At 34.9% G+C, this 21152-nt stretch carries 21 protein-coding genes; 5 read left to right on the top strand and 16 right to left on the bottom strand.

What is annotated here, in order from left to right; genetic code table 11:
* Nucleotides 1-261: 261 nt before the first annotated feature.
* A complete protein-coding gene (locus BN1242_RS01705) occupies nt 262-516 on the bottom strand; it encodes a hypothetical protein (RefSeq protein WP_062350472.1) in 255 nt (84 codons plus the stop codon).
* A 411-nt stretch (nt 517-927) separates the two neighbouring features.
* On the opposite strand from BN1242_RS01705, the gene BN1242_RS01700 reads away from it, so the two are divergent.
* Together BN1242_RS01700 and BN1242_RS01695 are read left to right on the top strand one after the other, a co-directional pair.
* Entirely contained in the window at nt 928-1677 is a 750-nt protein-coding gene (locus BN1242_RS01700; protein WP_062350468.1) for a polysaccharide deacetylase family protein, read from the top strand.
* 118 nt (nt 1678-1795) lie between these two features.
* Entirely contained in the window at nt 1796-2857 is a 1062-nt protein-coding gene (locus BN1242_RS01695) for an Mrp/NBP35 family ATP-binding protein (protein WP_062350465.1), read from the top strand.
* A gap of 154 nt (nt 2858-3011) precedes the next feature.
* On the opposite strand, the gene gerD is transcribed toward BN1242_RS01695, so the two are convergent.
* Nucleotides 3012-3572: a spore germination lipoprotein GerD gene (gene gerD / locus BN1242_RS01690; RefSeq protein WP_062350462.1), complete on the bottom strand. Its 561-nt coding sequence runs from the start codon at nt 3570-3572 to the stop codon at nt 3012-3014.
* Nucleotides 3573-3733: 161 nt separating this feature from the next.
* Between gerD and BN1242_RS01685 the strand changes: the two genes are divergently transcribed.
* Nucleotides 3734-4372, top strand: coding sequence for a KinB-signaling pathway activation protein (locus tag BN1242_RS01685; protein WP_062350460.1), 639 nt, complete (start codon nt 3734-3736; stop codon nt 4370-4372).
* A 156-nt stretch (nt 4373-4528) separates the two neighbouring features.
* Here BN1242_RS01685 and cwlD read toward each other — a convergent pair whose 3' ends face one another.
* The 7 genes from cwlD to BN1242_RS01650 form a co-directional block, all read right to left on the bottom strand.
* On the bottom strand, nt 4529-5257 hold the full coding sequence (gene cwlD, locus BN1242_RS01680) for an N-acetylmuramoyl-L-alanine amidase CwlD (protein ID WP_062350456.1): 729 nt from the start codon (nt 5255-5257) through the stop codon (nt 4529-4531).
* 112 nt (nt 5258-5369) lie between these two features.
* Nucleotides 5370-5816 (bottom strand): DUF2521 family protein, encoded by a 447-nt coding sequence (locus BN1242_RS01675; RefSeq protein WP_062350452.1) that lies wholly within the window; start codon nt 5814-5816, stop codon nt 5370-5372.
* Between the two features lie 141 nt (nt 5817-5957).
* Nucleotides 5958-6983 carry a type 2 isopentenyl-diphosphate Delta-isomerase gene (fni, locus tag BN1242_RS01670; protein ID WP_062350450.1) on the bottom strand — a complete coding sequence of 342 codons (1026 nt, stop codon included), beginning with the start codon at nt 6981-6983 and terminating at the stop codon, nt 5958-5960.
* Between the two features lie 50 nt (nt 6984-7033).
* Nucleotides 7034-8128: a phosphomevalonate kinase gene (locus tag BN1242_RS01665; RefSeq protein ID WP_062350448.1), complete on the bottom strand. Its 1095-nt coding sequence runs from the start codon at nt 8126-8128 to the stop codon at nt 7034-7036.
* Nucleotides 8129-9106: a diphosphomevalonate decarboxylase gene (gene mvaD / locus BN1242_RS01660; protein ID WP_062350445.1), complete on the bottom strand. Its 978-nt coding sequence runs from the start codon at nt 9104-9106 to the stop codon at nt 8129-8131.
* 51 nt (nt 9107-9157) lie between these two features.
* Nucleotides 9158-10111 carry a mevalonate kinase gene (mvk, locus tag BN1242_RS01655; RefSeq protein ID WP_062350442.1) on the bottom strand — a complete coding sequence of 318 codons (954 nt, stop codon included), beginning with the start codon at nt 10109-10111 and terminating at the stop codon, nt 9158-9160.
* A gap of 515 nt (nt 10112-10626) precedes the next feature.
* Nucleotides 10627-11346, bottom strand: a complete 720-nt coding sequence (locus BN1242_RS01650; protein WP_062350439.1) for a YebC/PmpR family DNA-binding transcriptional regulator — start codon at nt 11344-11346, stop codon at nt 10627-10629.
* A 226-nt stretch (nt 11347-11572) separates the two neighbouring features.
* On the opposite strand from BN1242_RS01650, the gene BN1242_RS01645 reads away from it, so the two are divergent.
* Nucleotides 11573-12523, top strand: coding sequence for a hypothetical protein (locus BN1242_RS01645; RefSeq protein WP_062350437.1), 951 nt, complete (start codon nt 11573-11575; stop codon nt 12521-12523).
* 82 nt (nt 12524-12605) lie between these two features.
* Here the strand turns inward: BN1242_RS01645 and BN1242_RS01640 are convergent, their stop codons facing one another.
* The 5 genes from BN1242_RS01640 to BN1242_RS01620 all read right to left on the bottom strand — a co-directional run bounded on the left by BN1242_RS01640 (nt 12606) and on the right by BN1242_RS01620 (nt 18258).
* Nucleotides 12606-14558, bottom strand: a complete 1953-nt coding sequence (locus BN1242_RS01640; protein WP_062350435.1) for a bifunctional metallophosphatase/5'-nucleotidase — start codon at nt 14556-14558, stop codon at nt 12606-12608.
* 306 nt (nt 14559-14864) lie between these two features.
* Nucleotides 14865-15299, bottom strand: a complete 435-nt coding sequence (locus BN1242_RS01635) for a hypothetical protein (protein ID WP_062350432.1) — start codon at nt 15297-15299, stop codon at nt 14865-14867.
* Nucleotides 15296-15904 carry an ATP-binding cassette domain-containing protein gene (locus tag BN1242_RS01630; protein ID WP_062350430.1) on the bottom strand — a complete coding sequence of 203 codons (609 nt, stop codon included), beginning with the start codon at nt 15902-15904 and terminating at the stop codon, nt 15296-15298. Before BN1242_RS01630 ends, BN1242_RS01635 begins: the two co-directional genes overlap by 4 nt.
* Complete coding sequence (locus tag BN1242_RS01625; protein ID WP_062350426.1) at nt 15901-17871, bottom strand: DUF1430 domain-containing protein; 1971 nt, start codon at nt 17869-17871, stop codon at nt 15901-15903. The genes BN1242_RS01630 and BN1242_RS01625 overlap by 4 nt, the downstream gene beginning before the upstream one ends.
* Before the next feature lie 51 nt (nt 17872-17922).
* Nucleotides 17923-18258, bottom strand: coding sequence for a mediterrocin family bacteriocin (locus BN1242_RS01620; RefSeq protein ID WP_062350423.1), 336 nt, complete (start codon nt 18256-18258; stop codon nt 17923-17925).
* A gap of 247 nt (nt 18259-18505) precedes the next feature.
* On the opposite strand from BN1242_RS01620, the gene BN1242_RS01615 reads away from it, so the two are divergent.
* Nucleotides 18506-19159: a cyclase family protein gene (locus BN1242_RS01615; protein ID WP_062350418.1), complete on the top strand. Its 654-nt coding sequence runs from the start codon at nt 18506-18508 to the stop codon at nt 19157-19159.
* A gap of 363 nt (nt 19160-19522) precedes the next feature.
* Here BN1242_RS01615 and BN1242_RS01610 read toward each other — a convergent pair whose 3' ends face one another.
* Both BN1242_RS01610 and BN1242_RS01605 read right to left on the bottom strand, forming a co-directional pair.
* On the bottom strand, nt 19523-20143 hold the full coding sequence (locus BN1242_RS01610; protein WP_203226027.1) for a fumarylacetoacetate hydrolase family protein: 621 nt from the start codon (nt 20141-20143) through the stop codon (nt 19523-19525).
* A gap of 60 nt (nt 20144-20203) precedes the next feature.
* Nucleotides 20204-21043, bottom strand: a complete 840-nt coding sequence (locus BN1242_RS01605; protein ID WP_062350415.1) for an SMI1/KNR4 family protein — start codon at nt 21041-21043, stop codon at nt 20204-20206.
* Nucleotides 21044-21152: the final 109 nt, after the last annotated feature.

Genomic DNA, 21152 nt, shown 5'->3' with positions numbered 1-21152 from the left:
CATGTATTAGGCACGCCGCCAGCGTTCGTCCTGAGCCAGGATCAAACTCTCCAAAAAAGTTTGATTTGCTCATTTAAAATACTAGCATGTTTAACGCTTTGTCTTGTTCAGTTTTCAAGGTTCAATTCATCGCGTTCAAGCGACTTTCTTAATATACCATGTATCTTTTTATTTGTCAAACACTTTTTTTCGTCGCTTTTTGAGTAATTTATTTCTCATTAAAAGCGACGAAATATAATTTATCATGTTTTTTTAATACTGTCAACCGTTATTTTTACTTTTGATTTTCCCTCTTTTAGTTTCGCCTTGTTTCTTTCTCATATACATAAGACATTCTTTTGGTGGCGCTATTCTTTTAAATAGGGAAAATAAAATATCATAACGTTCATCCATACTTTTCTTTACTGTATCACTAATTCTTTCATCATTAAAGTCAAATAGTAATTCATCTAACTCCCTTTTCAATACGTAAATTAGTTCTTCATTCTCTTTTTTGTTTATTAACAAACCAATCATTCTCTAACCCCCGCTATTTTTCTATTTACTTTTCTTTTTTTATCCCTTTTGTTGTCATCAAATGCACCAAGCTTAGTTTGCGCCCAGCGATGGTTTTGTTAAATTAACATTCTCTGAATAGTGAGATGCACATTCAGTGTGTTTCGGTCGATACGTTTTACTAAGACGTTGCCACGCTTTTGTGATTTCAAATCTCTTATTCCTCTCTTTCGGTAGTAATTGAACCTATTTTAAAGGTCATTTTGCATGCAATCGTTTTTTTATAGACGCTGGCTGACTTTTGAGGATAAAGTTAAATCTCGATATATGTATTCTTTTCCACTTTTTTTATTTTTATTAAATTTTCTTTCTGACATAATCTATTTTTTTTGCGCATAGAGTCACTATAGATAAGTTGGACGAGGTGATTGGATGAATTATTTTCTTATAATTAACGGAAAAAGGTTGAAGAGTTTTTCGATTATTTTATTAACCGCTTTTGTCACTGCATGGTTTATTTATATCCAAGATAATACATTACCTGTTTTTTCGACATCGGACGGACCGAAAGCAGTTTATAAAGGAAAGGATGGGGTAGCTTTAACGTTTAATATCGGTTGGGGTGATGAGAACGCGGAACCAATTGTTGACTTGTTAATAAAAAACAATATTAAATCTGCTACCTTCTTTTTATCGGGATCTTGGGCGGAGAGACAACCTGACTTAGTGAATAAAATGGTAAAACACGGGTATGATATCGGTTTGCTAGGTTATGAGTATAAAGATTATAAAGATCTAGAAGACGTAGAAATACGGCGTGATATATTGAAGGCCGAGCAAGTATTTAAAAAAATGGGTGTGAAGCATAAAAAGATTTTGCGTTCCCCTACTGGGCATTTCGATAAACGGTTATTAAAGATTTCTAATCAGTTAGGTTATACTGTTTTTCATTGGAATATAAATACAGAGGACTGGAAAAATCCTGGGGTAAAAGAAATTGTCTCGAAAGTAAAGAAAGCTAAAACAGGGGATATTATTTTATTACACGCCTCCGACTCGGCGAAACAAACGATTATTGCTTTGCCTGAAATTTTACAAGTCTTGAAAGAAAATGGTTTAAAGCTAGTATCAGCAACAGAAATGATGATTGACGGGAAAGCTAAAACGAATGAAGTGAATTAAACGAATTTTTATTCCACCTTAAATACGTATATATAGTGAAATTTAAGACATACCCTTTTGGAAAACCTTTCAATTGTTTTATAATGAAATAGACAACTTATTAAAGAGGTGGACAAACATGTTAACAGAAGAAAAAGTGCTAGAAATTTTGAACCCTATTGAAGACCCTTTTTTACATAAGTCTTTAAAAGAAACAAATGGGATTATTGAGATAAAGTTAAAGGAAGAAAAGAATCATGTGAGCGTTAAGATAGCGCTTGCAAAAATTGGTACAAGTGAACAAATTCAGGTGCAATCGACAATCGTTAATTCTTTAAAGGAAGCAGGAGCAGAAACAGTTGGTCTTCGCTTTACCCAATTGGATGAATCAACTATTTCAAAATTCCGGCCTACTGGAGAGGAAACAGAGGAGAAAGGACTATTATCCCCAAATAATAAAACAACCTTTATTGCAATTGCCAGTGGTAAAGGTGGCGTTGGTAAGTCCACTGTTTCGGTGAATTTAGCTGTTTCTTTAGCTCGTTTAGGGAAAAAAGTTGGATTGATTGATGCAGATATATATGGTTTTAGTGTTCCTGATATGATGGGGATTGTCAACCGTCCCGTAGTAAGAGGAGAAAAAATTATTCCAGTCGACAGATTTGGTGTTAAGGTTATTTCGATGGCTTTCTTTGTCGAGGAAAACACACCAGTAATTTGGCGTGGTCCAATGCTTGGTAAGATGTTAAATAGTTTCTTTACTGAAGTAGAGTGGGGAGACTTGGATTATTTATTATTAGACTTACCTCCAGGAACAGGGGATGTTGCTTTAGACGTACATCAAATGTTGCCTAGCTGTAAAGAAATTATCGTGACAACACCACATCCAACTGCTGCATTCGTTGCTGCAAGAGCAGGAGCAATGGCCTTACGAACTAACCATGAAGTATTAGGTGTCATTGAAAATATGTCCTACTTCGAAAGTTCTGTCACTGGTGAGAAGGAGTATGTATTCGGTAAAGGTGGCGGCGAAAAGTTAGCAGAAGAATTACAAGTGCCATTACTTGGTCAAATTCCATTACAACAACCTGATTGGAATGATGACGATTTCGCACCGTCAGTATATGATATCAAACATAAAATCGGTAAAATTTACTTTAACTTAGCAGAAAAGGTTGCCGATCTGACGAATAAGGAGTAATAGTGAAAAGGACTTTTTAAGAACTCATTTATCCCCCATTTAGCCTTGAGATAAAACCCAAGAATGTTGTTAAAATAAAATATTCTTGGGTTTTTTTAAGGTCTAAGTTAAACGACTACTGTTCGTAAAATTTTTTTGTAAAATTTCTTTCCAATTATTTTTTTTCTTCCTTCTTTTGTTGTTCTTGTGCAGCCTTTAATAATATTTCTTGGATGCGAGCTTGAAACAATGGGCTTTCAATTGTTTCTGTGATAACTTCTTGTAAATGCGCGCGATACTCTTTACTCTTTAACAAATCGGCATATTCTTTTTCCAACTCTGGATCATGAAGTATTTCTAATAACATCGCACGATACTCCGGATCTTTCATTAAATCCTTCATCAATGTTTCGTTTTCCTTTTTTAAACTTTTCGCATATGTTTCAGCAAATTTAGGATCCTTAAAGGAATTTTGCCAGAAGTCTTTTCCTTTATCAGACACTAACGTCTTCTCAATAGAATTTGTTACTACTTCATTATCCAATACTAATTGATGTTTTAGTTCATCGTCAGCTAATACTTCCTTCAGTGCCTTTTTACCATCTTCTGTTTTAATAATATCGACAACCATTTTTTTCGTTTGATCATAATCCATATTACCTTGACCGATATCCTCTGTTGAACAGCCTGTCGTGGTTATTATTATTACTAGGAGCAAAAACAATGCTTTTTTCATCTTCCATAGGCTCCTTTCCTTACTTCTCCTATTTATATCATGATATTTTTTGCTAAAAATATTCGCAAAGCGAATGTGTAGATTTTTCATGAAGTGGTTGTTACAATCGAAGGAGAATCTTCATTTTCGGGAGTAAAAATTAACGACATGGGGGATTAATTGTGAACAGCAGGAATTGGGTTAAATTTTTTCTAAGAACATTATTACTTGGTGGTATTGTAACTGTAATTACTGGTATTTTTGTTAGTTTTGAGGAGTATAAAGGATATATAGCCAACCTGGAATTTTTGGAAATTTTAGTTGCTGTCGCTTGGTTATTTGTACTCGGATTACTATTTAGTGTTATTAGCCAAATGGGTTTTCTTGCGTACTTAATGATTCATCGACTCGGTTTGGAATTATTTCGGTCTTTGTGGAATGGAGTGCAATTTGTTTTAATTGCCTTTGTATTTTTTGATTTAATTTATTTCCGCTATCGTGCATTTGCAGAGCCTGGTGATAGTGTACTCCCATATTTTCTTATTGCGTTATTTATTCTGTTAATTGGTATCGTAGTCGCATATGTAAAGAGCCAACAATCGAATAAAAAAGCTTTTATTCCAGCCCTGTTTTTCATGATGGTTATTACGACAATAGAATGGGTACCAGTCCTACAACATAATGATCCAAACTGGTTACACTTAATGTTGTATCCTTTACTCATCTGTAACACATACCAATTATTAACATTACAAAAATATAATTTACGATCCCAACAAGAAAGAATTGCAAAACAAGAGACAAAAGCAATTACTCAGTAAATGCTTTTGACAAAAATCCTAATAAGCTTATGACCCAAGAACAAAGTACTAGCATGTTCCCTTAATGTAGCCAGAAAAAATCGCTTTAGGGGGAGCAAACCATAGTTCAACGTTCTTGGGTCTTATTTTTGACAATGTATTACCGTATTGTTTTTATTACTCTGTTTCTTCTTTCAACCGCTCCTCTTTTTCATCTGTGAAAAATCTCATAATTCCTTCATAAATGGAAACAGCCACTTTTTCTTGGTAGTCATCCATTAACAATAAGTCCCGTTCGGTCGGATTTGATAAAAAACCCGCTTCTACTAATACACCAGGCTTTTTTACCGTTTTTACTAAATAGACGCTGTCAATCGCTTTTGCTTTTCGTGTGGTATTTTCAAGATTATCAATTAGTTCTTCTTGGATGAATTGTGCAGCAACTTTATTTTCGACAAAACGAGGATTATAAAATGTTTGTGCGCCAGACCATTTAGAGGATGGGATGGAATTTAAATGAATGCTGACAAAAAATTCTGCCTCTGACTCATTAATCATTTTTGCACGCCGATGTAAATCTTGCACTTTTCTACGGCTTAATCCGCGAGTCCCTTCATCCGCCAAATCCACATCACTCTCTCTAGTCATAAGTACAAGTGCTCCTTGTCCTTGTAAATAATCACGAAGTTTTTTGGAAATAGAAAGTGCTATATCTTTTTCTACTGCTTTACCATTGTCTGCCCCACCGTCGGGACCACCGTGACCAGGATCGAGATAAATGATTTTTCCACTTAAAGGCAAATGAAAGGTGTTTGTTGCCTCTTTGTTAAAAAATATATCCTTGACAAAAAAGAATAGTAAGCTAACACTAATGATTATAAGTACGCTAATGATTATCCTCTTCATTTTTTACCTCCTTGCCTGTCCCTATTTCACTATATGGACAAAGACAAGGTTTTAGAACAAAATAGGCGCTTATGATTAGGATAATTCGTCCTAATTAGCGCCTGTAACAACATTAATGTAATTTCATTTTATATTTCATTTTTCCGTTCATGTACCCTTCTTGCCACCAATAATTAACAAAGTTATTACATTTACTCTTTAATTGTTCCTCTATTTCTAACGCCTGTCCAATGCCGCTCCAGTAGGATATAAAGTCCATTAATGCTTTTGCTAATAGGGTCCTTTCTTCCGTGGAGCGTTTCATTATTTCTTCCAATGGTTCGCCGTAATATCCAAGCCTGCTAAAGCGACTTCCAAGTAAATAGCTTTCTACTGCGACATCGTAGCAACCTTCCTCAATTGCTTGATCGAGCATTAATCCAGAGCCAGTTTTTATAGAACCAAAATAGGTTTGAAAGCCTTTTTTTAACCCTTCTAAAGAAAGTTCCCGTAATACACTTCGCTCGAACTTTACTTGTCTTTCTCGCCTTTTCTCAACAAATGATGTTATTACAGTCATCGCGTATGCCCCCTTATAAGTAGTTTTTACTTATAAGTAGGGGATTCATCATAGAAGTTTTGGTATGTATGGAAAAATTATATAGAATAATTTCCTGCCATGTGAATTACCATTTTTTGACGAAAATAAATCCGAGCGTTTTTAATAAATTACCCTGTCTGTATTTCTTAATTCTTCAATTGTCCTTGCACCGATAGCAAACATCGCCATTTTCAGTTCCAATTCCCTTATGTCCATTAATTGTAACAAAGCTTCTGGGGATTCTGTCGCTTCCTTTAGAAGAGAACGACCTAAACCAGCAAAGTTGGCGCCTATTGCTAAAGACTTTGCCACATCTAGTCCCGTTTTTATTCCACCACTTGCGATGACAGGGGTGCTAGAAATTTCACTTCTTACTGAAAGGATAGAGTGAACGGTCGGTATGCCCCAATTGCTAAAACATTGTGCTGCCGTTTTGCGAATGATATCTTTCGAGCGGAACATTTCAACTTGACTCCAAGAAGTTCCACCTGCCCCTGCAACGTCAATAAAAGCAATTCCACTGTCTACAAGACTTTTTGCTACTTTGCCGTCTATACCCCAACCAACTTCTTTCACACCAACAGGAACGGCTAATTTGGAGCAAAGTTGCTCTATTTTAGGTAGCAAATTTTTGAAATTCGTATCTCCATTAGGCTGAATAACCTCTTGAAGACTATTTAAATGCAAAACAAGTGCATTTGCCTCCGTAATTTCAATGATTTGACGGCATTCATCAACAGTAAAACCGTAATTCAATTGGACGGCACCTAAATTTGCGATAATTGGCGTAGTTTTAGCATACTTTCTTAATTGGAAAGATGTATGATATTCGCTACTTTCGATTAATGCACGGGAAGATCCAAGGGCAAGAATCCATCCTCTTTCCTCAGCGGCAATGGCTAGGTTTCGATTTATTTGTTCGGCAAGTTCCGCACCACCAGTCATGGAACTAATCATCAATGGGGTTTTTTGCGGAATTCCAAAAAAGTTAGTACGTGTATCAATTTCATTAAAATCAATTTCTGGCAAAGCATTATGTAAGAACCGTACAGATTCAAAGCCAGTAGTAATTTCGTCACCAGTTACTTTTTCATTTAAAACAATTTGAATATGTTCAGATTTTCGTTTATGAATGGATTCGGACAATTAATACACCCACTTTCTCATCACCAATTAACGGACTGTAATTTCCCTTATTATTTCGTATCTATAACATGAACACCTGTACTGTTAATCGATAGCATTAATGGTTCAATGTTAACTTCTTGCCATTCTTTATATAGAAGATTAACGTCATGCGCATTTTTAACTAAAGCGATTCCGCAATCTCCACCACCAGCACCGGATGTTTTGCCAGTGCCGTATTTATTGGAAATGGCTATTAACTGCTTCAATGGAACAGATTCAATTTCTGTATTAGCTAATTGGGCAAGTTCCTGTAAAGCTTCCCGATTTTCTGTTAAACTTGCCATCGCTAGTTGAATATTATTTAATTCACAACTTTGAATGAAAGCATCCACAGCTTTCGTGCTTTTCCCTAAAAATTGTTCGTAAGCTTGTTTGTTTGTCTGTTTGAGCTGTTGAATTTTCTTAACCATAGGCGCAGTAGACACTGCCGATTTTGTCCAACCTACACTTAAGTGTAATGAAGTTGGCGGTGTTAAATTTTTCACTGATAAATACGGCCAGGATGAACGAAGAAGATCGGTTAATGATCTCTCTTTCGCTAACTTTGTTAATAGCCACTCTGGGCGAAAGGAACTATAGGCAATCCACCCGCCAAATGTGGATGCGGCAATATCCGCACACGAACCATTTCCTTGTGTTTTATAGTGTGCAATGGCGGACAGTTTAAAAATGATAGGTTTGTCTAGCTTTTTAAAGTAAAACTGGAAAAGTGCCGAGACTACTGCTACTACAACAGCGGCACTAGATCCTAGACCATATTTTTTTCCAGACCGATCATCTAATTCACTTGAAACCAATATAGAGATAGGATGAACGGTTTGGTTATTTTCGGATAAATATTGATAAAATACTTCTAGTGCATTTTTTACGAACGCTAACTTTTGATCGTCGTTTTGGAAATAAACTTTTCCATTTTCTATCTCCCATGTCTTATTTTCAAGACGAAGGTCCGGTAATGATAAAATATTTTCGTTATTTGCTTGAATTTCACATGTAATGAAGCGATCAACAGCAATAACAATTGCTTGTTGGCCTTTTTCTAAAACTGCATATTCCCCTGCAATAAATAATTTACCGGGTGCTTTCACTACAATCTTTTCCATTTAGATTCCTTCTTTCAGGATTGCCCCACTGCCGGGGTGACAGGTAAATATTTCTTGGACTGCATCTAATTGACTTAAAGTTTGATACACTTGTTCCTCGTATTGTGGTTCACATAGTACTTTAACATTCGGTCCAGCATCAATGGTGAAAAAAGCGGGAATGCCGCTAATACGTAGTTCTTTAACTTTTTCCATCACTTCAATTGTCCCACTTTGCCAATATAAAAAAGGTGGGTTCGCACCTAATGTAGTGGCATGCATTTTTAAAGCGTTATTTTCTGCAATTGTACCGAGTAGTTCAAAGTCACGGTTAGTAATAGCTTGTTTGATGTTCGCTAAATCATCTTCAATGGTTGCGAGCCAACCAGCATAAAAGGGCGATGTCTCTACTGTCCGTTTCATACCTTCTCGACTTAATACTTCTTTTTGTTTTTGTTCGAGCATAACCGACATAATGGATAGTTTCCAATCTGATGCAATTGGAACTGCGTAGGAATCAGACCCATCTTCCATTTCCCCTTTTTGCCATTCAACAAATCCTCCATAAATGGACCGACAAGCAGAACCAGATCCTTGACGGGCTAGTATTGATAATTCTTTTTTTGAAAGGTTTAACCCGCTCGCTTTAGCAGCAGCTGTAGCTAGTGCAGCATATCCCGAAGCTGATGAAGCAAACCCAGCTGCAGTTGGCACGTGATTAGTCGAGTCTATTCTTGCTTTTAATGTAATGCCTGCTTTGTTTCTAACGATATTTAGGAAATTAGTGATTTTTTTTATTTCCATTTCACTTGCCAGTTGTCCATTAAGGAAAAATTGGTCTTCTTGTAGATTTTCTTCAAAACTTACTGTTGTTTCTGTATAAAATTTATCTAAAGTAATGGATAAGCTATTATTCATTGGCAAGATTAATGTTTCGTTGCGCTTACCCCAATATTTAATTAATGCGATATTCGTATTGGCTCTCGCTGTTGCTTTCACGAGTATCCCCGCTTTCTGTAGTAAAATAATTCAATAAATACTCACTTAAGGTTAATCGGTTGATTGTACTTGATATGCCCACGCTTGACTTGCACCACCAGCCAATAACTGTTGTGCCAGCCCTTCTGCGGTTGATAACGAATCGGTGAGGGCAATCATACATCCTCCTCGACCACCACCTGTAAGTTTTGCACCTAATGCTCCCTTTTGCCTAGCTAAAGCAATTAAGTTGTCTAAATGATTGTCACTAACACCTAAGTTAGTTAATTGACGTTGGGCTTCATTCATCGCTTGTCCTAATGCAGGTAGCCTACCTGATTGTAAAGCCATTTTTGCCTCAAATGTTGCATCAGCAATTTTGTTAATAGCTAATTCTGTTTCACGTCGGTTAGATTCATATTTTTCCCGGATACTACTAACGGCGGCATATGTTTCACCAAACCTTCCTGTATCAGCTACAACAAGGAAAAAGGGACATTTAATTTTTATCGTATCAGTTTTTTCACCTTTAATAAACCAAATAGGTTCCTTTTCATAAGCCGCTTCCATATCAATCCCACTAGGATTTCCGTGAGCATGTTTTTCTGCTATTTCTACAAATTTAAGAAGGAGACTTTTATCTGCTCGAACTTGAAAATATTGAAATACAGCTTTTATAACTGCGAGTGCAATTGCTGCACTGGAGCCTAAACCACGTCCAATTGGTATTTCTGACTTAATATGTATCGTGAATCCCATTTTCGGTTTTTGTAAGTAGGTTAAGACTGCATCTATACTTTTGACAATTCCTTGTAAAAATGTTGGTGCAGCATCTGCTGGACCATTGTATAAATGACTATTAATATAAATTATTTTGCTATTCGTTTTTTCTATAATGGAAGATGCATTTAATATAGGAAAAGGAATAGCAATCGCCGGCTTTCTATATACAACAGCATGTTCTCCCATTAAAATGAGCTTACTATGGGCTTCGGCTATCCCTGTCTTTTTTGACGGTTCTATCATCTACCTGTTTCACTTCCTATAAAATGTTTTACTATCTAATAGTAACATAATTTTTTCACAGCACTGAGCACTCAGTTATATCCTTATAATTGTCATTCTATAAATTTTTCCTACACCAGTCCTATAATCCCATAAAATAATGAATTCAACAACTTTCATAACACAGAAATTAAATGATTCCTCTCCTTAGTATGACTCAATAGTCGAATTTCTTGTTGTTTTTTTCTTTCTCGTTAATCAGTGGGATTGTTTGAATGAAGCAGGGGGCGTATTAGCTGAATAGGAGAGTTAAAGGTGATTTGCTTCAAGTAGAGGGATAACTGGCGTTTTTCACTAAGAGGCCTTTTGAAGAATACAGTGGAAAGGGGTATTATTTTTGTTGCACATATTGTGAAAAAGTGGGAAACACTTATAAAAAATAAAGAAATTGCAAAAAAACAACTTTAAAGAAAAGATGCCGGCTCAGAAAGGTCCTTTTATCAACCTTTTGAGTCAGCTTCTTTTTATACCGCTAATTAATCTTCTAAATCGACGTTATGATACACTTGTTGAACATCTTCTAAATCTTCTAGTGCATCCATTAGTTTTTCAAATTGTGCTCGGTCAACTTCTGGTAACACTACTTCATTTTTTGCTAACATCGTAATTTCTGCGACAGTAAATTCGGTAATCCTGTTTTGTTTTAATACTTCTTGAATGGAATGGAATTGATCTGGTTCCGCATAAATAATTACGGTATCTTCTTCTTCTAAAATATCTCGTACATCAAGGTCCGCTTCCATTAACATTTCAAGCACATCGTCAGCCGTTTTTCCTTCGATACCAAAGACAGCTGTTTCATCAAACATATATGCAACTGAACCACTAACACCCATGTTACCACCATTTTTACCGAAAGCGGCACGAACTTCCGATGCAGTTCGGTTCACATTATTCGTTAAAGCATCGACTATCACCATCGATCCATTAGGTCCAAAACCTTCATATCGAAGTTGGTCATACGTTTCATCTGCACTACCTTTTGCTTTTTCAATGGCGCGGTCAATAATTGCTCTCGGTACGTTATACGTTTTTGCCCGTTCTAGTACCATTCTTAATGCCTGATTAAGTTCTGGATCGGGCTCACCTTGCTTAGCAGCGACATAAATTTCCCGACCAAATTTTGCATAAATACGACTTGTATTTGCATCTTTTGCCGCTTTTTTGTCTTTAATATTATTCCATTTACGGCCCATCATTAACATCTCCATTCATTAAATTATACCCAAAATAATATTAATGGAAGAAACTTATATGTTCAATAGTTTTTACAACAGTCAATAGTTGGAAACAACAATATCATTTCCTTCATTTTACAAATTTTCATACGGATAGTCAAAATGATTGAAAAATAAGCCTTAATTACCATTCCGTTCCTTTTTAAATCTTTTATAATAAGTATATGGTGCGAGGGGTGTTTGAATGAAAAAGTTAATACAAGTGGGCTGTGTACTATTTTTTACTATATTTTGTACTAGTTGTTTCTCAAAAGAAGGGGAAAAGTTTCTTGAGTCATCAAAAACGCAAGAAGAGGCAAAAGCGATGGTTAAACAAGCGCTATTAAATTTAGGTTTAGATGTGGAAATAGGTGAAGAGAAGGTTGATTATACAACAGGCTTTAAAAGACGTAACGAAGGAGAAATTGCTGTCTATTATTCGACAAGAAATATACCCTATTATCAAAATCATGCCATTGTTACTGTTGATACGGAAAATAAACCACGTAAATTGTCTAAAGTATCCAGTATTGGATTAATTAAAAATTCCCACGGATATGGGCTGGATGATGCCGTTATTGGCCACTTATACCCAATTGCCTTTCAAACTGGATTTCAGCGGGCTATTAATCATTCTCTTGATCCGCAATTGAAGTTTGTGAAAAATGAAGCAGTTGATAATATGTTCGGAATTTATATGTTTTTTTACTTAAATAAAGACCGATTTTTTGAGCAACATCTCCTCCCTGATTTTTTAAAAAATTACCGTAACAATGATTTTGCAAACCCGACAGAAGAAGATGCCAAATCATTTATTGAAAAATATATGATTCTTCAAGTAGATGAAGAAAAAAACCAAGAATTTACACCAAAAATTCATCTTCATTATGAATATAACGGCACATTCAGTAATGAGAAAATGGACCAATTTTTAGATGAACTGCTAGCTATTAAAGAATTGGCAAATGGTCTATATTATATAGAAGTTTCCGCAACTAGTTATGTGCAGGATAATTATTATCCGAATTATAACAAGGATATATATGGGAATTATTCTTCATTGTTTAAAGCGAATCTATATGTAAAAGGGAAGGACATTCGGTTAAAGAATGGGCAAGATATTTTTGAAATAAATGGCGAATTTGTACCGAAATAATATTCCAGCTGAACATCAAAAAAAGAGGCTGCAAAAGTGGACCTCATCTCACTAAATGCAGCCTTGTTCTATATGTTAACAATTATTGAATGGAAAGTCTTCTTCTAACAATTAGGATTACCCCACCAATAACTGTCATAATTGAACCTAATAACAGCATTGTAAACGAATCGACGGAAGTGTTAGGTAATTTTGCTCCTTCTTCTGTTTCTTTATTCGTTTCATCACCTTCAGACCCTGTACCTTCATCTTCTCCAGTGCCTGTACCTTCATCATTGACGGGATCCTCTTCATTTCCAGGCTGTGTTGGATTTTCCTCATTATTTGAATCATCTTCTCCTGGTAGTTCTTCCCCTTTTAAATCAATAATTCGGCCCTCAATTTTCGGATCAACTACCCCATTTAAATCTTCAGCCATATAATCGGCTAATTGTTGCCAATCAATTTCCCCTGTTTGAGTAACGCGTCCATCATTATACGCTTTTGCAAATACATCATAACCGTCTCCGCCACGACCGGTGAAAGAGTTCGTTGTTATACGGTATTCTTTATCTTCTTCAATGTCTACATATTCTCCATTAATATTTACTTCCATTTTTAAGACACGATTTCCTACTTCTAACGTACTATCATAGACAAATCTCATTCCAGATACGTGTAGAAATCCACCATTTTCATTTGGAGCATTTTTTACACTAGTTTCGAGAACTTCTTTAATTTCAGCACCTGTTAAAGTAGCAACTACTGGGTCATTACCGAATGGAAGGACTGCAATTACTTGTCCAGCTGTAATATCACCAGCAGGAATCGCTGCTCGAATTCCGCCACCATTTTGGAAGGCGATTACTGTGTCAGCGAATTCAGGGTTTTTCTTAACTCTTGCCAGCATTGCATCTGTAATTAAATTTCCTAACTCTGTTTCATTTGCACGGACACTTATGCTGTCTCCATCACTAAAACGTGGATTAGTTAATTCTTTAACAGCAGTTGCCCCAATTTTTTCATTCATCTTTTGTTCTACTTTATCTTTATATGGCTTTAACACATTATCTAAGTTTTCATCTGCGCTCATATCTTTAACACCGCCGATTAGTTCGCCAGCGTGAGATACTACTACACCATTATCATCAAAACTTACTTCAAGTTTTCCAAGATACTCAACATATTGAGATGCTTGAACAATTACAGTCGGATCTTTTTCTTTACCTTCTGCATCTATATTGATTACAACTGGTTCTTCTAATTTACTATGAGAGTGCCCACCTACGATAATATCAATCCCATCAACTTGGGCAAGTAGTAAATCATCACCAAACGCTTTATTACCATTGTTATAACCAAGATGTGTTAAAGCGACAATTTTATTAATCCCTTTATCTTCAAATTCTTTTACTGCTTTTTCAGCTGTTTCTAAATAGTTGTTAAATATTACGTTCATCGGGCTAGAAATATTTTTTGTATCTTCTGTTGTTAAGCCAAAGATACCGACTTTTTCCCCGTCAATTTCTTTAACAATACTAAAGTAGCTTTTTCCGCCTTGGGCATTTTCTACTAAACTTCCCCCATCAGCAAGCTCTGCCATAAATGGATCTTTAGAAAAGTCAATATTTGAACCTAACACTGGGAAATTGGCATTTTTCACAAATTCAGCTAAAGATTTATGGCCTTCCTCATTAATTCCAAGGTCAAATTCATGGTTCCCATAAACCATCGCATCAAAGCCCATTTCATTCATTAAAGCTAAATCCGCTTGTCCCTTAAATTCGTTGAAATATAGCGTACCCGAGAAAGCATCTCCAGCATGTAATAATAGTGCATCAGGGTTTTCAGCACGCACTTCCTTTATTGCAGTATAAACTTTAGGGAATAAATGTGTACGTGCATGAGTATCATTTACATGCATAATTGTTAAGGTGAAATCACCTTCAACCGGTTGTGACTCGGCTGCAATAGCGACTGGAGAAAACATTAATGCAAATACCGTGACTAAAGCAACAGATAGTGTAGTTAACTTTTTCTTAAAAAACTTTGGCATATTTTGTTCTTCCTCCCCTAGTAAATTTCTTTCCCAATGACTTTGATTATCCTATGTAGACAACTTTGTGAAACAGCCTTCTAAGCAAACACCCCTTATTTTGTTTTATGTACAATCACAAAGATAGAGATAGTAGATAGTAAATAAGCACTAATCCATATCTCTAGTTAATCCAATATAATTGTATATAAAGTTTTTACGATTGCCAAGTTAAAAAACTTTAATTCATTGTAAATTTTTATTAATAACTATTTCCTTTGTTTTTTTATTTGTGATAAATATTCATAAGATGATTTGTACTGTCTTTTACGGTAAATCCCAAACTTCCTCAGCGATAGCAAATAATTTTTCTATATCCTCTTTATATTTATCATAAGTAGTCTTATTCATTTTTGATTGGAGTAGCTCTTTATTGTCGTCTACTGTAATTTCCAAAACTCCCTCCTCCGTCTGTAGACGAAGTCCATATTCATATCCGCCAAATAATAGTGGCCATATAATTAAGCCATCTAAACTATTCAATTTAGATACACCGAGGTTGCCAGTAAAGCTCAAGTATTCAGGTTTTTTTACATTAAAAACATACCCATCTTTTTCTAATATATGAGCTCCTAAATCATTTTTCGGAACTGCCTCCATATATTTTTCAAATTTGACATTTACATATATAAGCCAGATTATGTTCCAAGTGGCAAATATCCCTAAAAGGACAATTACGGTTAATAAAATTCTTCTTTTCATAAGCTCACCACATAATCTCCTTTACTTTTGATATTTTCATCATGAGTGACGAGAATTACTGTTTTTCCTTGCTCATTTAGTTGCTTTAAAATAGTTAATACTGTTTCTGCATTTCCTTTATCAAGTGAGCCAGTTGGTTCATCGGCAAGGATGATATCACATTTTTTTAGCATGAGTCTTGCGAGTGCTACTCTTTGTTGTTCGCCTCCTGAAAGTGTATAGACCTTTTTATTTACTTTCTCTGCTAACCCTACCATTTCTAGCGCTTGTTCAATGGATAAAGCTGTCTTACTATTTTTTCTTATTAGCTTTAAATTTTCTAGAACTGTTTTATTATCAACGAGAGCAAAGTTTTGAAATAGGAAACCTATTTTAGTTCTAAAATAGTTTAAATGGTTCCTTTTATTTTTTACATCTATCCCATCAACAATAATTTCTCCACTATCAAATGATTCAAGAGCACCAATCATATTAAGTAATGTCGTTTTACCGCATCCGCTTGGCCCTGAAATAATGACAAAGCTGCCATTTTCTATCGTTAAATGGAAATCTGAAAATAACACTCTGTTTTCAAATGTCTTTGTTAAATGCTTTATTTCTATCATAAGTTTCCTCCTTTCAAAATTTTTGTAACATTGGCTTTCTCCTTTTTGTTTGTGAAAATTACAATCAGGAACCACTCCATGATGAATATCATAACTCCACCAAATATCAATAGTGGAATTCCATTCATTTCATTGAAAACAGCTATAAGAATAGTTGCTAAAATACTAACTAATGTCGATAAAGTACTCATGATGATAAGTAAACGGTATTTTTCTAGCTTGCTATACCCTAAAACTTTTTTTAGCGCTAGTTCAATTGCATTTACTTCATATTCTAGCTTGATAATTGATGCAATGATGATGAATTCTAATAGTAAGATGAGTATTGTAAAAATAGAGTTTATATATAATATCCTTTTGGCAGAATTCCATTTAACATAATAGTTTTCTAAAACATTGGTTTTACTAACAATTTCATTTTTCAACTGATTGGCAGCAATAAATTCTCCAAACTTTTCTTCATCCAATTTATACATGACATTGTGGAAATAATTCATTTTATGTACATTTTCATCTGATTCCCTACTTCCATCTAAGCTTTTGTTATTAAAGATAATGGCGGGTTTTTTAACAAATTTACTACCATTTAAGTCGTTTTCATCTATAGTAATCAATTTAGTATTTTTTTCGTAATAGATTACCTCTATTTCTTCATTTGTTTCATTACCTTCATAAAAAGTAACAGCTAGATTTAGCTTATCGATAATCTCTTGATTGTTTTTCCAGTTGCTTGGGATGATGAAATATATTTTATCATTGAAAGAATAGTCTGCTAACTCCGGGATTTCCTGTGTTAAATAGTCTAGGCTATTTTTATTTGCAAAAATTCCATTCACTTCCGTTAAACTAGTAATATCAAACAATAGGATAGCGTTAAACTCATCAATATATTCACGGTAAAATTGATGTTGAATCTTCGCGCTATTAATAATGGCGTCAGATGAAGTTGAACCATCGCTTGGGACGGGTTTATAATTGAGTCTTGTAAAAGAATAATCTTTGTATGTTTGAAAAAAAGCTTTTTGTTTATATAAATCTACTGACTCTGCAATAAATGCTAGATTACTTGAGATGATAAAAACAGTTAGCATCGTAGTCATTATTTTTAAGCTGTAATTTAGCGTAAGTAATTTTTTTGAATGCAGTGTATTCGAAAAAACCTCTTTTATCTTGTAAAAATATAAGTTACTATATACAACTGTATTTAACAGTAGTAATAAGGAGAACATGATCAACGTTACTGGAAATTGGAAATAAACAGCTGTGAACTTTGCTAGAAATAAAAGGCTTACTAGAAAACTTGCCAATAAAACAATAATGTCTAAAAAGATATTTTTACTATAAAGCCAATGAATTGACTCCCCCATCGTAATGCGAATAAGGCTTTCCTTTTTCTGTAATATAACGTCATAGTAGGAAAGTAGTAAAATTACAGAAATGATGATAATCCAAATAAAAATCATATTGTTTCTAGATTGATTATTTTCATCGGTAAATTGTGGATGGTTACCTGCATACGTATCGATTAAATCTATTTTAAATGATTGGACTTTTTCATCATCACCAATGACATAATATTGATAAAGATTTTCCATCCTTTCGATTTCAGTTAAATTTTTGAATGTAAATGACACTGTCCCTAGGAAAAGGCTTTCGTATGTATCCTCAACTATATTTAATTGTTGACGGAAGTTTTCTTCCACACCCTCTGTCCCATAGACTACATAATCAGTAGAAAAGCTGCCTCGGGGAGAACTGATAAAAGTAAAAACGTCTACTTGGTTATTCTCGGCAGCTTGAATAATATCATCTTTCATTTCTTCATCTGTTGTGTTCGGTTGTTTAAATAAAGTTGTATTGGCAAAATTCGTGTAAAAGTCATTAACATAAAAGATATGACTTTCTCCTACAATCAATAATCCGATAAATATTATGCTGAAGCTAATGATATATTTAATTGCTTTCATTGGGTAAGGTTCCTCCCCGAGAAAAGAATAAAATTGGTGTATCAGAGATAATTAATAGCTAATGCTATATTGTACAGAAGTTCCACTATGTCGAACCTCAATTTTAGCCCACTTTCCATCTTTGGCACTTTTTGAAAAAGATCCTCTTCCATTTGTTACAATAGCAGTATGATTTCTATTTGTATGTGTTGTATGGGTATAATCCTCGTTGATCCATGTTGTATTGTATCCATACCTCATCAACCAATTACTTCCGCTTGCAGTTAATTCCCAAGCCTTTTTAAAGGTATTACCACCACTATCCTTTGTAATAACAGCGGCATTTGCTGTAAATGGTAAATACATCAATGAGAAAGCAGTGATTAAGCAAATAACAACTTTTTTCAACTAAATCCTTCCAATACGGTTATTATTCAAACAATTTATAAGAGCGCTCTTATATATTATATATTCCATCCTTTTTTATAACTTCCTTCTATTTTCGGAAATTGTGACTATTTTCATATTTTAAAAACTAATTCAGGAAATAAGTCCCATTTATTTGCAATATGGCTATATTTAGATATCCAACTTTGCATGGACAGCTTCCTTTGCTATATTAAAAATAGTTAATTGATAAAAAAAGGGGTTTCTTATGAAAGTAAAAAAAATTATTGATTTAACCATTCCACTTGCGGAAGAAATACCTGTTTTTCCAGGCGATCCACAACCTAGTTTTGATAAGATTCGCTTTGTTGAGGAAGATGGCTATAATTTAAGTGTTTTGCACTTAGGAACTCATAGTGGTACTCATGTGGATGCACCAAATCACTTTTTTCAAAATGGAAAAAAAATCGATGAAGTACCGTTGCAACAGTTTATTGGTAGAGGGGTGATTTTTGAAGTCCGCGGGAAGGAAAAGTCGAGTCCAATTACAATTGAGGATGTTAAACAAACGCTAACTACGGTAGAAGCGGGGGATATCGCTCTTTTTCACACTGGTTGGATGGAGTATCTTGGAACAGAGCAGTATTTTGAACATCCTTACATAGAATTAACGGTAATTAAGGAATTAATGAAACGAGGGGTTAAAAGTATCTTTATTGATACTATGAACATTGACCCTCCTGATGGAAGCTCCTATGCTGGCCACAGGGCATTATTAAGTAGCGGTGGAATTATCGGAGAAAACATCTGTAATCTTGACCAAATCGACTTCGATAATCCCCTTATTGTTGCTGCACCATTAAAAATCGTCGGGCTTGACGGCTCACCAGTCCGTGCCGTCGCACTCCATTTTGAATTTTAGCAATTACAAGGGACTATCTGCTTAATTCCTTGGAATAGCTCCATGGAAGTAGGCCAGAAACATTGAGACCCTGGCTCTCTTCATTCAAATAAAATATTTCCACTTCTTTGACAAATAATATATATGCTGTTGCTACAAGTGTAGCGCCCTTTACCCACTATTATTTATCTTACTAAATAAAGGCCTGTTCTCATTAGTTATCAAGATTTATTCATTTATTGTATAAGTAAATGTCACATTTATTTGTGAAGAAAAAGGCAACGGGAAACTTTTTCGCAGGAAATATTATTTCCCGGGGAAATATTTTTATGAATTATTATTTTTGAATAAAATTAGCAACTATTCTGTTAAATTTTATTATAATTAAATAGTAATGACAAATCGCCCTTTTTCCTGTTCTCCCCAGAACATTATTAACAAATCTTGATTACTAACTGGTCCTACTCCTTCTGGGGTTCCTGTAAAGATGATATCTCCTTCATCTAAACCGAACTCATTGTGCAAATGGTTTATTATTGTTTGAAAATCAAATATCATTTCCTGGATATTTCCACTTTGAACAGTCTCTCCATTTTTTACTAACGAAAAGTCATTTAGTTGACAACTTTGAGTCCCAGGGAAATCCCAAAAATTTGTTAAAACCGCTGAATTGCGGAATCCTTTTGCCCGTAACCATGGATAACCATGGTTCTTTAACTTTGTTTGCAAATTTCTCAATGTGAAATCTATCCCTAATGACATTTTCGTTACTACATCATCAACTTGTGAGCCATCCTTCACCTTTTTACCAATATACAATACGATTTCCAACTCGTGATGGATTTCCCCTTTATCACTAGGTAGCGAAACTTCTTGTCTATTAGCAAAAGTTAATGAATGGGTTGGTTTTGAGAAAAAAATCGGTGATTTTGGTACGGTATTTCCTAACTCCTTCGCATGATCTGCATAGTTACGACCGATACAAAAAATATTACGTATGTTCATTTTCCTTATCCCCCGCTTTTTCAAAATGGATAACTTTCCTAATATATTTTTATAAAATAATTATTCACCTTCCATTACTTTAGCTTCGCAGAATAAACTTAATGATTCTAGTAAGTCAATAACTAATTCTAATACAGCCCAGTCATCTGACTTGGTTAAAATATACCGGTAATTTGCATCACGAACAAACGCTAATTTTTCTAGTTTATTCGCCTTTTTGATAAAGTTCTTCATTCGCTCTAATTCTGAATCGCTAATCCCTGCTTCCAAGTTGAATGCATATTTATTGTAAGATATAAATGGAATATCAGGACAAGCAACCCCTAATCCATCCATAGTCGGAATAATAATTGACTGTTCCCGCTCCCTTTTCACTGTTTTCAAATAATCTAGAACGTCTATCTTTTCTAGCTGAAATGTCTGTTGTAAAGCTCTAAATATTTTCCCCCTATTCCTTTTTACTAGGAAACCAGTGTCCTTTTCCACTTCTGTTAACACTTCCTGAACTTGCTCCGCTTTTTCAAACTCCCAAAACATTTCTAGCAATTCAACAAATGGAACGGAATACGCTATATTCAAAAATTCACGTAAGTTTCTGGCCACCAAGCGCAGGGGAGGATCATTCGTTGGCGTCACACAAACAACCGGGGCTTCTGTTAAATCTTTATAAATACCAAAATCAGTTAGAAAACCAAAGCAAATTCCGTCCCCTCCCGTTGAAGCAAAAGGAATAAAATCTGGTGGTGTAATCGAGTAGAAGTTCTGTTCAAAATCGGGGGAAAACCCAATTTGGGAAAGTGACAACCTGCGTTTATTCAGTTTCTCCTCTAAATCTATTAACTGATATATTTGTTGTGGGACTTCATAACCATGAAATTTGCTTTCTATTTCCTCCCGCAACTTCTCATCCCCTTTTTCAATTGATTAAGTTGTACGTTCTCCACAATGGGCAGTGGTTTCGGAGGGCTTATAACCGTAAAAATTGCACAACTTTCTCCACTAGTGTCCC

This window comes from Bacillus kwashiorkori, assembly GCF_001375515.1.
Taxonomy (GTDB): domain Bacteria; phylum Bacillota; class Bacilli; order Bacillales; family Caldibacillaceae; genus Bacillus_BK; species Bacillus_BK kwashiorkori.
Note: the sequence above shows the minus strand (reverse complement) of the source record. Positions and strands in the feature narration are given on the sequence as shown.

Coding starts and splice junctions, on each gene's coding strand:
- BN1242_RS01635 (WP_062350432.1), bottom strand. CDS start 15,299: ATGAAAAGAAGAATTTTATTAACCGTAATTGTCCTTTTAGGGATATTT.
- BN1242_RS01695 (WP_062350465.1), top strand. CDS start 1,796: ATGTTAACAGAAGAAAAAGTGCTAGAAATTTTGAACCCTATTGAAGAC.
- BN1242_RS01700 (WP_062350468.1), top strand. CDS start 928: ATGAATTATTTTCTTATAATTAACGGAAAAAGGTTGAAGAGTTTTTCG.
- BN1242_RS01645 (WP_062350437.1), top strand. CDS start 11,573: ATGAAAAAGTTAATACAAGTGGGCTGTGTACTATTTTTTACTATATTT.
- BN1242_RS01610 (WP_203226027.1), bottom strand. CDS start 20,143: ATGAACATACGTAATATTTTTTGTATCGGTCGTAACTATGCAGATCAT.
- BN1242_RS01630 (WP_062350430.1), bottom strand. CDS start 15,904: ATGATAGAAATAAAGCATTTAACAAAGACATTTGAAAACAGAGTGTTA.
- BN1242_RS01640 (WP_062350435.1), bottom strand. CDS start 14,558: ATGCCAAAGTTTTTTAAGAAAAAGTTAACTACACTATCTGTTGCTTTA.
- BN1242_RS01625 (WP_062350426.1), bottom strand. CDS start 17,871: ATGAAAGCAATTAAATATATCATTAGCTTCAGCATAATATTTATCGGA.
- BN1242_RS01615 (WP_062350418.1), top strand. CDS start 18,506: ATGAAAGTAAAAAAAATTATTGATTTAACCATTCCACTTGCGGAAGAA.
- BN1242_RS01705 (WP_062350472.1), bottom strand. CDS start 516: ATGATTGGTTTGTTAATAAACAAAAAAGAGAATGAAGAACTAATTTAC.
- cwlD (WP_062350456.1), bottom strand. CDS start 5,257: ATGAAGAGGATAATCATTAGCGTACTTATAATCATTAGTGTTAGCTTA.
- BN1242_RS01675 (WP_062350452.1), bottom strand. CDS start 5,816: ATGACTGTAATAACATCATTTGTTGAGAAAAGGCGAGAAAGACAAGTA.
- gerD (WP_062350462.1), bottom strand. CDS start 3,572: ATGAAAAAAGCATTGTTTTTGCTCCTAGTAATAATAATAACCACGACA.
- BN1242_RS01650 (WP_062350439.1), bottom strand. CDS start 11,346: ATGGGCCGTAAATGGAATAATATTAAAGACAAAAAAGCGGCAAAAGAT.
- BN1242_RS01665 (WP_062350448.1), bottom strand. CDS start 8,128: ATGGAAAAGATTGTAGTGAAAGCACCCGGTAAATTATTTATTGCAGGG.
- mvk (WP_062350442.1), bottom strand. CDS start 10,111: ATGATAGAACCGTCAAAAAAGACAGGGATAGCCGAAGCCCATAGTAAG.